Source organism: Ectothiorhodospira shaposhnikovii, assembly GCF_016584105.1.
GTDB lineage: Bacteria > Pseudomonadota > Gammaproteobacteria > Ectothiorhodospirales > Ectothiorhodospiraceae > Ectothiorhodospira > Ectothiorhodospira shaposhnikovii.
This window is the reverse complement of sequence record NZ_NRSM01000002.1, coordinates 206,692-218,944: the sequence shown is the minus strand read 5'-3', so window position 1 is coordinate 218,944 and position 12,253 is coordinate 206,692. Positions and strand designations below refer to the sequence as shown.

The 12,253-nt window shown below is 64.1% G+C and carries 12 protein-coding genes; 8 read left to right on the top strand and 4 right to left on the bottom strand.

Features of this window, described 5'->3' with window-relative positions; translation table 11 throughout:
• Positions 1-156 precede the first annotated feature (156 nt).
• Positions 157-483 (top strand): high-potential iron-sulfur protein, encoded by a 327-nt coding sequence (locus tag CKO35_RS02275; protein ID WP_200172138.1) that lies wholly within the window; start codon positions 157-159, stop codon positions 481-483.
• Between the two features lie 58 nt (positions 484-541).
• On the opposite strand, the gene CKO35_RS02270 is transcribed toward CKO35_RS02275, so the two are convergent.
• Positions 542-1,060: a GspH/FimT family pseudopilin gene (locus tag CKO35_RS02270; protein ID WP_200172137.1), complete on the bottom strand. Its 519-nt coding sequence runs from the start codon at positions 1,058-1,060 to the stop codon at positions 542-544.
• 130 nt (positions 1,061-1,190) lie between these two features.
• Between CKO35_RS02270 and CKO35_RS02265 the strand changes: the two genes are divergently transcribed.
• The gene (locus CKO35_RS02265) at positions 1,191-1,934 is read left to right on the top strand and encodes a hypothetical protein (RefSeq protein WP_200172136.1); all 744 of its coding nucleotides are present in this window, start codon (positions 1,191-1,193) and stop codon (positions 1,932-1,934) included.
• 77 nt (positions 1,935-2,011) lie between these two features.
• Positions 2,012-2,257 (top strand): YcgL domain-containing protein, encoded by a 246-nt coding sequence (locus CKO35_RS02260; RefSeq protein ID WP_200172213.1) that lies wholly within the window; start codon positions 2,012-2,014, stop codon positions 2,255-2,257.
• On the opposite strand, the gene CKO35_RS02255 is transcribed toward CKO35_RS02260, so the two are convergent.
• Positions 2,258-2,617, bottom strand: a complete 360-nt coding sequence (locus CKO35_RS02255) for a cupin domain-containing protein (RefSeq protein ID WP_200172135.1) — start codon at positions 2,615-2,617, stop codon at positions 2,258-2,260.
• Between the two features lie 172 nt (positions 2,618-2,789).
• Here CKO35_RS02255 and typA point away from each other — a divergent pair, with 172 nt between their 5' ends.
• Complete coding sequence (typA, locus tag CKO35_RS02250; RefSeq protein WP_200172134.1) at positions 2,790-4,610, top strand: translational GTPase TypA; 1,821 nt, start codon at positions 2,790-2,792, stop codon at positions 4,608-4,610.
• Between the two features lie 25 nt (positions 4,611-4,635).
• Here typA and CKO35_RS02245 read toward each other — a convergent pair whose 3' ends face one another.
• On the bottom strand, positions 4,636-6,156 hold the full coding sequence (locus CKO35_RS02245; RefSeq protein WP_200172133.1) for a YifB family Mg chelatase-like AAA ATPase: 1,521 nt from the start codon (positions 6,154-6,156) through the stop codon (positions 4,636-4,638).
• Between the two features lie 69 nt (positions 6,157-6,225).
• Positions 6,226-7,806 (bottom strand): glycosyltransferase family 39 protein, encoded by a 1,581-nt coding sequence (locus CKO35_RS02240; RefSeq protein ID WP_200172131.1) that lies wholly within the window; start codon positions 7,804-7,806, stop codon positions 6,226-6,228.
• A 111-nt stretch (positions 7,807-7,917) separates the two neighbouring features.
• Here CKO35_RS02240 and CKO35_RS02235 point away from each other — a divergent pair, with 111 nt between their 5' ends.
• The 4 genes from CKO35_RS02235 to CKO35_RS02220 all read left to right on the top strand — a co-directional run bounded on the left by CKO35_RS02235 (position 7,918) and on the right by CKO35_RS02220 (position 12,241).
• A complete protein-coding gene (locus tag CKO35_RS02235) occupies positions 7,918-8,835 on the top strand; it encodes a lysylphosphatidylglycerol synthase transmembrane domain-containing protein (protein ID WP_200172129.1) in 918 nt (305 codons plus the stop codon).
• A gap of 6 nt (positions 8,836-8,841) precedes the next feature.
• A complete protein-coding gene (locus CKO35_RS02230) occupies positions 8,842-9,915 on the top strand; it encodes a glycosyltransferase (RefSeq protein WP_200172127.1) in 1,074 nt (357 codons plus the stop codon).
• 113 nt (positions 9,916-10,028) lie between these two features.
• Positions 10,029-11,642 carry a tetrathionate reductase family octaheme c-type cytochrome gene (locus tag CKO35_RS02225; RefSeq protein WP_338031741.1) on the top strand — a complete coding sequence of 538 codons (1,614 nt, stop codon included), beginning with the start codon at positions 10,029-10,031 and terminating at the stop codon, positions 11,640-11,642.
• On the top strand, positions 11,639-12,241 hold the full coding sequence (locus CKO35_RS02220; protein WP_200172126.1) for a cytochrome b/b6 domain-containing protein: 603 nt from the start codon (positions 11,639-11,641) through the stop codon (positions 12,239-12,241). The genes CKO35_RS02225 and CKO35_RS02220 overlap by 4 nt, the downstream gene beginning before the upstream one ends.
• The last annotated feature ends 12 nt before the right edge of the window (positions 12,242-12,253 follow it).

Here is a 12,253-nt window from a genome sequence, read left to right as displayed (position 1 = left end):
GCCGGGGTTCGCTAGGGTGAATCCGGTGCCCCCAGCTTTTGTAGGTCAAGCCTGCGTTGCCAAGGCGGGACGACAGAATATCAGGGACCGGCGCAGGACTCGAATGCCAGGGGCATACCGCGAGACTGTCACGACGAACACACAGGAGAAGAGACGATGAACGATCGCGACAATACCCTGAGTCGGCGCCGTTTTCTGAAGTTCGGCAGTTATGGCCTGTTGGCCGTACCCGTGGCTGGACTGGGCTGGACCACGACGGCCAAGGCCATGGAACGCCTGAGCGAGGATGACCCCGCGGCTCAGGCTCTGGAATATCGGCACGATGCCTCAAGCGTGCAGCACCCCGCCTATGAGGATGGGCAGACCTGCCTGAACTGCCTTCTGTACAGCGATGCCAGTGCCCAGGACTGGGGCCCCTGCTCCGTATTCCCCGGCAAGCTGGTATCCGCCAACGGCTGGTGCACCGCCTGGGTGGCCCGCTAGTCCCTGACAAGAAACCGCCCGGTCGATGCCCGGGCGGTTTCGGCAATTCTGCCTCCGGTCAGCAGGACGTGATCTCCACTCTCGCCCGTCCTGTCCGGCTGATGACGACCCGTCGTCCCGTCTCCCCATGGCATAGCCATACCGAGCCCATCTGCAGCGCACCGTTCAGGCGGCGAGTCTGCCCGTCGTTGCGATAGGCGATGTATTCGCCCATCGTGCCGTTGGTATGGATGGTCACTGAAGTGGGTGCGGCGCCGAAGTGTCGAATGACCTCGTCGGGCTGAATGAGCGATCCCGTGGCGGTATTTTCCACCACGCCGATGATCCACCCTTCCGCATAGGAAACCGGCGCGCATTGGAGGCCATCCATGGATGGGCACAGCACGGTGTGATGGCCGCGTTTCACGGCTTCCCAGCGAGCAGCGTACAGTGCGTTGATGAAGGTGTTGGTGGTGGTGATCAGTTGCTGTTCCCGCGCCATTCCGGCAAAACTGGGGATGCCGATGGTGGCAAGTAAGGCAAAAACGGCAACCGTGACGAGCAGTTCGGTGATCGTCAGGCCAGTATCCCTGCGCATGCGCCTCTCTCCCTGAGGTGTTGACCGCTGTCTGGCAGCTTACCGCGGGTATATGGTATGGACAAGCCAAGGTGAAACAGTGTAGGCCTGTTATACTTTTCCAGCCGATTTAAGGATCGAGGGTCCGCGCATGGCCTTGTTGGATGTCGCTTTGCTGACGGGTGCGGTAATGGTCTTGCTGGGGTACCTGCTGGTGGTTGTGGCAGGTTTTCGTCGGGAGTTCATCTGGGGGGTGATCAACCTTGTCCCTGTGGTGTCGCTGGCCTTTGTCTTGTTGTACTGGCGAAGGGCCCGAACCGGTTTTCTGCTATCGATAATGGGGTTGCTGGTCCTCGGCGGCGCACTTTACGGAGGGGCTGACCGTGTCGTTGAGGAGACGCTGGATCGATTGGGCGTGGGGGTGGATATCCACATGCCGGTAACCCGCCCCTGGGATGTGGAGTTGCCCAATCAGGCGCTGATCCGTCAGATCGAGCAGGAGATCGGGCGGCCCCTTGAAATCGCGGAGCATGATCCTTTTGCGCCGGTTACGCCCTTGCCGCCGGCGTCCAGCTTCCGGCCGGAAACGGCGCGTCCTGCGTCCAGGGCCTATCGCACGGCAATTCCGGAGGAGTTGCGTCAGCTCGAAGGGGAGCGAATGCGCGTGGTATTGACCGACGGGGTGGTGCGAGAAGGCAATCTGATCGGCGTCACTTCCACCAGTCTTTATCTTCAGCAGGTCATTTTGGGCGGGCATGTGGCTTTCGAGTATTTGCGCCGCGACATCCAGCGCATGGAGGTGTGGGACCGGGTGGGTGCGGTCCCGCGAGTCCCGCCGCCAGCTGAATTACCGCCCCCGCCCGATGAATCCGGCGTGTTTTTCGATGCGGATTGAGCCTTGTCGAGGTTTCCGCGTCAACGTATTGATTCTTGAACGAAGGAGAAGACGGTTTGAGTCACGACGCCGAAGGCATGCCATGCTACGTTTATCGCAGCAGTCGCAAGCAGGATACTTATCTTTATCTGCCAAAAAAGGATGACTTTTCGTCCTTGCCGAAAACGTTGCTGGATGTGTTCGGTGGCCCGGTGTTCGCCCTGGAGTTTGAGCTGACCCCCGAACGCAGACTGGCCCGGGAGGATGCCGCCCAGGTGATGGCAAACCTCAAAAGTCGGGGGTTTCATCTGCAGATGCCGGCGGAGAACGAGGCACCTGTCTGATCAGTCCAGGATCTGCGTGTCTTCATGGCGGTAGGCGGGCGCGCAGGCGCAGAGGATGCGCAGCGGCACATTACCGGTATTCATGACCTTGTGGGCGGTCCCCGGCGGTATCCTGACCGTGTCTCCCGTATTCACCGGGAAGACCTGGTCCCCCAGGGACATCATCCCTTCGCCCTGGGTGAAGTGATAATGTTCCTCGGTCTGCAGGTGGCGGTGCAGTCGGGTGCTGGCGCCGGGTTGCACCAGGGCCTCTGCCAGGCTCAGGGCACCTTCACCGTGCAGTCGGGGATGCATGAGTTCCCGGATTTCCGATCCATCCAGTGTCTGGTAAGGATCAATGTCCTGGTAGCGGGTCTTCATGGGAAGGCCTCCTCAGGTGGCATGTCTTCAGGCTCCATGATGCCCAATTCCAACAGGGAATGCGCTCACAGTGGCGAGATTTACCGGCCCCGCCGTATCCGCGTAACCCCGCGGGCTGTATAATCCTCGCCCCCTTTGCCCAACAATCGCCCGGCGGCAGGCCGTTTTCTCCATGACCGACAAGCTTCGCAACATCGCCATCATCGCCCACGTGGACCATGGCAAGACCACCCTCGTGGACAAGCTGCTGCAGCAGTCGGGAACCCTGGACGCCCGGGCGCAGGTGGTGGAGCGGATGATGGACTCCAACGCGCTGGAAAAGGAGCGGGGCATCACCATCCTGGCCAAGAACACCGCCCTGGAGTGGAACGGCTACCGGATCAACGTGGTGGATACCCCCGGCCACGCCGATTTCGGCGGCGAGGTGGAGCGGGTGCTGTCCATGGTGGATTCCGTATTGTTGCTGGTGGATGCGGTCGACGGTCCCATGCCCCAGACCCGCTTTGTTACCGCCAAGGCCTTCGCCATGGGCTTTCGCCCCATCGTGGTGGTGAACAAGATCGACCGTCCTGGTGCCCGTCCCGATTGGGTGGTGGACCAGATCTTTGACCTCTTCGACCGCCTGGGCGCCAGCGAGGAACAGCTCGATTTCCCCGTGGTGTATTGTTCCGCCCTCAAGGGTTTTGCCGGTCTGGAGCCAAGTGTGACCGACGGCAACATGGACCCCCTGTTCCAGACCGTTGTCGACAAGGTGCCGCCTCCCACCGTGGACCCGGAAGGTCCGTTCCAGATGCAGGTATCCTCCCTGGACTACAACACTTATCAGGGTCTGATCGGGATCGGCCGCATCAGCCGGGGCAAGGTCAGGACCAATACCTCCGTCAAGGTCATGGATCGGGAAGGCAATGTGCGCAACGGGCGCGTGCTCCAGATTCTGGGCTTCCGGGGGCTGGATCGCATGGAAGTCCCCGAGGCCCGTGCCGGTGACATCATCGCCTTCACCGGCATGGATGAGCTTTACATCTCCGATACCATTTGCGACCCGGCCGCGGTGGAACCCCTCAAGGCCCTGACGGTGGACGAGCCCACCGTGAGCATGACCTTCCAGGTCAACACCTCGCCCTTCGCCGGGCGTGACGGCAAGTACGTCACCTCCCGCAACCTGCGCGAGCGCCTGATGGAAGAACTCAAGCACAACGTGGCCCTGCGGGTGGAAGAGACCGACGATCCGGACAAGTTCCGCGTGTCCGGCCGGGGTGAGCTGCACCTGTCCATCCTGATCGAGAACATGCGCCGCGAGGGCTACGAACTGGGCGTGTCCCGCCCGGAAGTTATCGTGCGCACCCGCGACGGGGTCAAGGAAGAACCCTATGAGATGGTGACGGTGGACGTGGAGGAGCAGCACCAGGGGGGCATCATGGAAAAGCTGGGCAGCCGCCGCGGCGAGCTGTTGGACATGATCCCCGACGGCAAGGGCCGGGTGCGTCTGGACTACCGGGTGCCTTCCCGCGGCCTGATCGGTTTTCAGACCGAATTCCTGACCGCCACCTCCGGCACCGGCATCCTGCATCATGTGTTCGACAGTTACGGCGAGTTCCGCGCCGGCGCGGTGGCCCCCCGCAACAACGGGGTACTGATCGCCAACGGCAACGGCAAGGCCCTGGGCTTTGCCCTGTTCAACCTGCAGGAGCGTGGCCGCATGTTCATCGGCCCCGGTGAAGAGGTCTATGAGGGCATGGTCATCGGCATCCACACCCGGGACAACGATCTGGTGGTGAACCCTCTCAAGGCCAAGCAGCTCACCAACATCCGCGCCGCCGGTTCCGACGAGAACATTATCCTGACGCCGCCCCTGCGCCTGTCCCTGGAGCAGGCCCTGGAATTCATCGAGGACGATGAATTGGTGGAAGTCACCCCCAAGGCGATCCGGGTGCGCAAGAAGCTGTTGCTGGAGCACGAGCGCAAGCGTGCCTCCCGCTCCAGCGGCGGCTGATCCGTCCGGCCCCGGCCGTGAGTGCTCAGGCTTCGCTGGCCCGCCAGCGGTCCATGGCCCGGTAGCTCAGGGCTTCCATCAGGTGGTGCGCCTCGATCCGGGGCGCGCCATCCATGTCCGCCAGGGTGCGGGCGACCCTCAGGATGCGGTGATAGGCCCGAGCCGAGAGCCTGAAACGGTCCATGGCCGTTTCCAGCAGCTGTTGGTGGGCCGGGGCCAGCGTACAGATCCCTTCCGTCTCCCGCCCGGACAGGGCCGCGTTCAGTTTCCCCTGCCGCGCCAGCTGCCGGTCCCGGCAGGCGGCCACCCTCGACCTGACCTGCTCGGTGGATTCCGGGGGCGGCCCAGGGTCCATCAGCACATCCCGCGGCAGCCGGGGCACCTCGATGGACAGATCGATCCGGTCCAGCAGCGGGGCCGAGATGCGCCCCCGGTGCCGCCGACGCTGTTCCGGCGTGCAGCGGCAGTGGGGTCCCAGGTCGCAGTCATAGCCCTGGGGGCAGGGATTCATCGCCGCCACCAGCTGGAAGCGGGCCGGAAACTCCGCCTGCCGGGCGGCGCGGGAAATGGAGATGCGGCCGGTCTCCAGGGGTTCACGCAGCACGTCCAAAGCCTTGCGGTCGAACTCCGCCAGTTCGTCCAGGAACAGGATTCCGTTATGGGCCAGGGAGATCTCTCCGGGTTTGGGGCGTGAACCGCCTCCCACCAGCGCAATTCCCGAACAGGTGTGATGGGGGGTACGGAAGGGACGGGTACGCCACCGGGCGGGGTCGATGCCGTGGTGACTGATGGCATGCAGGGCCGCGGTTTCCAGGGCCTCGGTTTCGCTCATGGGCGGCAGCAGCCCCGGTAGGCGGCTGGCCAGCATGGTCTTGCCGGTGCCGGGTGGCCCTATCATCAGCAGGTGATGGCCGCCGGTGGCGGCGGCCTCCAGGGCACGGCGGGCCTGGGGCTGGCCACGCACGTCCGCCAGATCCGGTTGCGTTGTCGGGTCATCCTTGGCGGCCGGGGGCCGCACATGGGGAGAGAGGGGGGCTGCGTCGCGCAGGTGGGCGCAGACTTCCAGCAGATGGTCCGCCGGTATCACGTTCACGCCGTTCACCAGCACCGCCTCGTCCGCATCGCCCCGGGACAGCATCAGGGTATGTCCGGTTTGCACCGCCGCCATGGCCGCGGGCAGTACGCCGCGCACCGGGCGCAGCTCACCGGTCAGGCCCAGTTCTCCCAGGAACTCCAGGCCGTTGCAGGCTTTGAGGGGGATCTGTCCCGAGGCCGCCAGGATGCCCAGGGCGATACCCAGGTCGAAGCGCCCGCCTTCCTTGGGCAGATCCGCCGGTGCCAGATTGACGGTGATGCGGCGGGCGGGGAATTCGAAGCCACTGGTCTGGATGGCGGCCCGGACCCGGTCGCGGCTTTCCTTCACGGCCACTTCCGGCAGGCCCACCATGGCAAAGCTGGGCAGCCCGTTGGCCAGATGGACCTCGATGTGAACCGGCGGGGCCTGGATGCCCAGTTGGGCACGGCTGCGGATGACGGCAAGTTGCATGGCTCCTTCCATGGGGCTCGTCCCTGATGCCCGGACTATAACCCAAAGCCGGCACCCGAGCGAACTTCCCTACGGGGCTTCGAGTATCCGCACCAGGATCACCCCGTTGCGCGCGTGCAGCACTTCATGGGGGAGGTGCGCCAGCCTGTCCAGGGAATCCTCCTTGGTGACCGCCACTTCTCCCGGCTCCGGCATGCGCCGCTCCACGCCCCGGTTGGCATAGATGCTGAAACTGGGGTTGTTCAGGCGCCACATCACCACCGTCTCCGGCAGATCCCTGGCCGCCAGGCCGGCATCGCGGATGGGGGACTGCTGTACACCGGCCACCGCCGGGAGCAGGAGTCCCGCCACGCCCACGTTCAGGGTCAGGCCGATCAGGAACAGGCGATAGCCGCGCTGGATGCGGCGATCCAGCATGAAGAACAGGCAGGCCGCCAGGGCGATGACGAAGAAGGCATGCCAGAGGGGGCCGAAATGCACATGGTGGTCCGTCAGCAGGGCGAGAATGAAGGGGTCGTCCAGATGGGGCTTGATCAGGTCCACCAGATGGGGCAGGGCCAGCAGCCCGGCAAACAGCAGGGCCGGGGGCAGGAACAGCCAGAACCGGCCGCGGACCCGGTCCAGGTGCAGGGCCATCAGGATGAACAGGGGGGTGATGCCGTAGAAGATGTAATGGGGCAGCTTGGTGCCGGCCGCCGAGAACAGCACCAGCACGAACAGGAACCAGGTCAGCAGATACCCGTGCAGGTCCTCGCGGAAGCTCTCCCGCACTTCCCACAGGGTCCGGATCAGTACCGTGGTATAGGGCAGCAGGGCCACCAGCAGCACCGGCAGATAAAAATAGAAGGGACCGGCATGGCCATGCATGGGGGCCTGGAAACGGCCCAGGTTGTGCTCCAGGAAAAAGCCCATCAGGAACCCCGGCCCTTCCCGCCAGGTGATGGCCAGATACCAGGGCAGCACGATGAGCAGGAACAGCATGATCCCCAGGGGATTGAAGGCCGCCCGCAGCCAGGATCGCCACTCGCCCTTGAGACCATAGAAGATCAGGCTGACCGCCAGCGGGATCACCACCGCCACCGGACCCTTGGTCAGGAAGCCCAGGCCCATGCACAGGAACGCCAGATAGACCCAGCGAACCCCGCCTTCCTTGAAATGCAGGTAGATGGCGAACATGGCGCCGACGATGAACAGATGCAGGGCGGCATCGGCGATGGCCGCCTTGCCGATGACGATCACCCCCAGGGACGTGGCGCCGATGATGGCGGCCGCCAGGGCGGTATGACGGTCACAGACCCGCCGCACGAAGGCGAATATCAGCAGCATCCAGCCGGTGGCGGCGAGGGCCGAGGGCAGTCGCAGGGCCAGTTCGTTGAGCCCGAAGGCGCTCACGCTCAGGGCCTGTAGCCAGTAAATCAGGATGGGCTTATCATACCGCGGCTCGCCATAGAGGTAAGTGGCGATGAAGTCACCCCGGGCCAGCATGTCCCGGGTCGCTTCACTGAACGCCCCTTCGTCCAGGTCGAACAGCGGCACGCCGTGCAGGTTGTAGAAGAAGGCCGTGAACAGGGCCGCCGTCAGGAAGGCCCAGAGGATGCGGGGTGACAGTTCCTGCAGGTCCGTCGGGTAATAGGTATGGATGCGTGGCACGATGTCGGCTTGCGGGGCTTGGATGGAATGTGCGCAGTGTAACCCGGTCGTGGTGTCGGCGGCAGGGTTTCGCTTTGTCGACGGGTGGCGGGTGTGTTGGGATATTTCCGGATGTTGAGGCCTCGCGCCAGAACCCTCGTTTCCATCGCCATCTTCCTGGCCTTTGTCGGGCTGGTGGAAGTCTTCTACGGGTGGGGAGCCATCCTGACACCCTGGCGGGATCTATCGCCGGCGGCCCTGCTGGTGGCCGGTCTGCTCACCCTGCTCACCTATGTCCTGCGTGCCTGGCGGGTCTATGACTTTTACCGGTCGGTGATGCGAGGCCGTTTTCCGGCCTGTCTGCGCCTGACACTGATTCATAATCTGCTCAATAATCTGCTGCCCATGCGTACCGGCGAGCTGAGCTTTCCGGTGTTGATGGCGCGCTATTTCCAGGTACCGGCGGTGCATTCCGTGCCGGTGCTGCTCTGGTTTCGCCTCATGGACCTGCATGTGCTCGCCGCCTTCGGCCTGGCGGCGGTCGGCACCTGGCTGGTGGGATGGCCGGCGGCCTTGGCGGCTACGATCCTGTGGCTGTCCGGTCTGCCGCTGGTGCGCCGCGCCTCACCCCTGCTGCGGCACTGGCTGGCGCCCCGTGTCCGGGGGCGATGGGGGGAGTGGGTCCTGCGGGCCCTGGAGGCCTTGCCGTCCTCTCCCCGGGACTTCTGGCGTGCCTGGGCCTGGACGGCACTGAACTGGGGCGTCAAACTGGCCGTCTTTGTCTGGGTGCTGGCCCTGTTCCTGGAGGCCCCCGCCGCCGCCCTGTGGCTGGCGGTCATCGCCGGTGATCTGACCAGTGTCCTGCCGGTACACGGGGTCGGCGGGGCCGGTACCTACGAAGCCGGTGTGATGGCGGCCCTGCTGCCTTTCGGCGTATCGGCGGAACAGGCCCTGGTGGGCGCCGTCAATCTGCACCTTTTCCTGCTTGGATCCACGCTTGCCGGCGGGCTGTTGTTGCCCTGGCTGCCGGCGGCCAACAAAGAGAAATAGACCATCATGTCCGTCAAACCCGAAGGCGATGCCGCGACGGCGCAGGCCGTCACCGATGATCAGGGCTACGCCGTCTACCGCACCGAGGAGACCCTGAGTCTGTCCCTGGTCATTCCCATGTACAACGAAGAGGATAACGTGGCCCCTCTGGTAGCCCGTATCCATGAGGCCCTGGGTGACCTGTCCATGCCCTGGGAGGTGGTGCTGGTGGATGACGGCAGTGCCGACACCACGCCTGACCACATGCTGGCGGCCCGGGAACAGTATGGACGCCATGTGCGGGTACTCACGTTGCAGCGCAATTTCGGCCAGACCGCGGCCATGCAGGCGGGGATCGACCATGCCCGCGGCAGCGTCATCGCCACCCTGGACGGCGACCTGCAGAACGATCCGGCGGATATCCCCGTCATGGTGCGGCGACTGCTGGACGAGGATCTGGACATGGTGGCGGGCTGGCGCAAGGACCGCCATGACGATCTGTGGAAACGCAAGGTACCGTCCCGCATCGCCAACAAGCTGATCCGCTGGACCACCAAGGTGAACCTGCACGACTACGGCTGCAGCCTCAAGGTGTTCCGGGCTCAGGTTCTCAAGGGGGTCCGTCTCTACGGCGAGATGCATCGCTTCATCCCCGCCTGGTTCGCCACCCAGACCTCGCCGCGGCGCATCCGCGAGCACGTGGTGACCCACCACCCCCGTGCCCACGGCGACTCCAAGTACGGGATCTCCCGCACCTTCCGGGTGATCCTGGACCTTTTGTCGGTGTACTTCTTCATGCGCTACAAGGCGCGCCCGGGACACTTCTTCGGTTCCATCGGCCTGTTCTTTGGCGCCCTGGGCTCGGCCATTCTGGGCTACTTGCTGCTGATCAAGGTGCTGTTGCAGGCGGATATCGGCACCCGGCCGCTGTTGTTCGTGGGGGTGATGTGTGTGCTGGTCTCGGTGCAGCTGCTCACCACCGGGGTGCTGAGCGAACTGATGGCGCGGACCTATTTCGAGTCGGGGCGGATCCGCTCCTATGTGGTGCGTGAACGCAACCGCGAGGATGCCGCCGGCGATGACTGGTGCCGGCCCGGCTGAGGGCGTCCTGATGATTATCAAGGACGCAGGCGTGGAGGTTGTGTCACACTCACTTTAGATTATTAGTGCCTGCTAATGGTCTCCGGTTTGCCATTCACGTCCCGGAGTGACACGTGTCGATACGCTCAGGTCTTCTCATTCTTTCGCTGGTACTGCTCCCCTTGCAGATACCGGCCGACGAGATCCCCGCCCTGCCCGCGGAGACATCCTTGTCCTCCACGGCGGATCACCGCAAGTTCGAGCAACTGGCCGGTCCGTTCCATAGTGGCCCGGAAGTCACCCGGGCCTGTCTGGAATGCCACACGGAAGCCGCGCTGCAGGTTCACCGCAGCATCCACTGGACCTGGCGCTTCGAGCAGCCGGAAACCGGCCAGACCCTGGGCAAGCGGTTTGCCCTGAACAATCTGTGCCAGGGCATTGCCGGCAGTTATGAGCGCTGCAGCAGTTGCCACGTGGGCTACGGTTGGGAGGACGAGCATTTCGATTTCACCGCCCAGGATCGGGTGGACTGCCTGGTCTGTCATGACACCACGGGCACCTATGTGAAATTTCCCACCGGGGCCGGTCATCCCCCCTACGAGGATACCCCGTTCCGGGGTCGACTGTTCAAGGCCCCGGATCTGGCCCATGTGGCCCGCCATGTGGGTCGATCCAGCCGGGAAACCTGTGGCACCTGCCACTTTGAAGGGGGCGGGGGCGACGCGGTCAAGCACGGCGATCTGGACAGCTCCCTGCTGGCGCCACCCCGCCATGTGGATGTTCACATGGACCCCGACGGCCTGAATTTTTCCTGTGCCACCTGCCATGAATTTACCGGCCATATCCAGCAGGGTAGCCGCTACCAGCTCAAGGCTGCCCCGGAAGCGGGTGTTGCGGTGCCGGGGCGGGAGAGCGACCGACCGGCCTGTCAGTCCTGCCACGGCACCGCGCCCCATGACACCGGCATCCATAACAAGCTCAACCAGCATGCCGAATTCATTGCCTGTCAGACCTGCCATGTACCGGCCATTGCCCGGGGCGGGCTGCCCACCAAGACCCTCTGGGACTGGTCCGTGGCCGGGCGCCGGGACGAACAGGGGCGCCCCGTGGTGGAAATGGAGGACGGTCTGGTGGTCTATGACGGCATGAAGGGCGCCTTCCAGTGGGAGGAAAATCTGGTGCCGGAGTACCGCTGGTTCGATGGCAACATGCACTACACCCTGTTGGGGGATCCCATTGATCCCGCCGTGCCGGTGCCCGTGAACCGGCCCCTGGGGGAACCGGGGCAGCCCGGCGCCCGGATCTGGCCTTTCAAGATCATGGCGGGGCGTCAACCCTACGATACCCACTACAACACCCTGTTGGTGGCGCACCTGTTCGGGCGGGACGAAAACGCCTTCTGGCGGGGTTACGACTGGGATGCGGCGTTGGCATCGGGCATGGCCACCGCCCGCCGGACGGGTCAGACCGAGGCCGGGTTCAGCGGCGAGTACGGATTTGTGGACACCCGCATGTACTGGCCGGTCAATCACATGGTGGCGCCCAGGGAGGATGCCCTGAACTGTGAATCCTGCCACGGCGTGGACGGTCGGCTGGCGGATCTGCCAGGGGTTTACATTCCCGGTCGTGACCGGCATCCCTGGGAACCCTTCGGCTGGCTCGCGGTATGGCTGACCCTGCTGTCGGTGGTGGCTCACGGCCTGGGACGCTATCTGATCCACCGTCGCCGGATGAGGGGGGCTGCATGAGCAAGGTACGCATCTTCACGCTGTTCGAGCGTTTCTGGCACTGGGCGCAGACGATCCTGATCTTCGGCCTGTTGTTCACCGGGCTGGCACTGCACGGCAGTCATGGCCTGATGGCCTATGACACGGCCCTCCAGGTCCATATCGTCATGGCCCTGAGCCTGATCGGTCTGTGGGCCTTTGCCATCTTCTGGCATGTGGTGACGGGGGAGTGGCGCCAGTATGTGCCCACCCACCGGGGATTGCCGGCGGTGATGATGTACTACGCCTACGGAATCTTCTCCGGCGAAGCCAAGCCGTTCGTGACGTCACCGTCCAGCAAGCATAATCCGCTGCAGCGACTGGCCTATTTCGGTTTCAAGGCGGCGATTGCGCCGGCGTTGTGGGTGTCCGGTCTGCTGCTGCTGACCTACGTCGCCTGGAAAGGGACTTTCATGGGCGATCTGTTGCCCCTGGCCTGGGTGGCCTACGCCCACGTGGCGGCCACCTTTGCCCTGATGGTGTTCCTGATCGGCCATATCTACATGGCCTCCACCACCGGTCATCCCTGGTATGCCTATCTCAAGTCCATGGTGACCGGGTATCAGGAGGAGCGTAAATGAGTTGTGGGTGTT

Excerpts from the sequence above, each read along its gene's own strand:
- CKO35_RS02230 (WP_200172127.1), top strand. The coding sequence starts at position 8,842 with ATGTCCGTCAAACCCGAAGGCGATGCCGCGACGGCGCAGGCCGTCACC.
- CKO35_RS02275 (WP_200172138.1), top strand. The coding sequence starts at position 157 with ATGAACGATCGCGACAATACCCTGAGTCGGCGCCGTTTTCTGAAGTTC.
- CKO35_RS02220 (WP_200172126.1), top strand. The coding sequence starts at position 11,639 with ATGAGCAAGGTACGCATCTTCACGCTGTTCGAGCGTTTCTGGCACTGG.
- CKO35_RS02265 (WP_200172136.1), top strand. The coding sequence starts at position 1,191 with ATGGCCTTGTTGGATGTCGCTTTGCTGACGGGTGCGGTAATGGTCTTG.
- CKO35_RS02255 (WP_200172135.1), bottom strand. The coding sequence starts at position 2,617 with ATGAAGACCCGCTACCAGGACATTGATCCTTACCAGACACTGGATGGA.
- CKO35_RS02235 (WP_200172129.1), top strand. The coding sequence starts at position 7,918 with ATGTTGAGGCCTCGCGCCAGAACCCTCGTTTCCATCGCCATCTTCCTG.
- CKO35_RS02270 (WP_200172137.1), bottom strand. The coding sequence starts at position 1,060 with ATGCGCAGGGATACTGGCCTGACGATCACCGAACTGCTCGTCACGGTT.
- CKO35_RS02245 (WP_200172133.1), bottom strand. The coding sequence starts at position 6,156 with ATGCAACTTGCCGTCATCCGCAGCCGTGCCCAACTGGGCATCCAGGCC.
- typA (WP_200172134.1), top strand. The coding sequence starts at position 2,790 with ATGACCGACAAGCTTCGCAACATCGCCATCATCGCCCACGTGGACCAT.
- CKO35_RS02260 (WP_200172213.1), top strand. The coding sequence starts at position 2,012 with ATGCCATGCTACGTTTATCGCAGCAGTCGCAAGCAGGATACTTATCTT.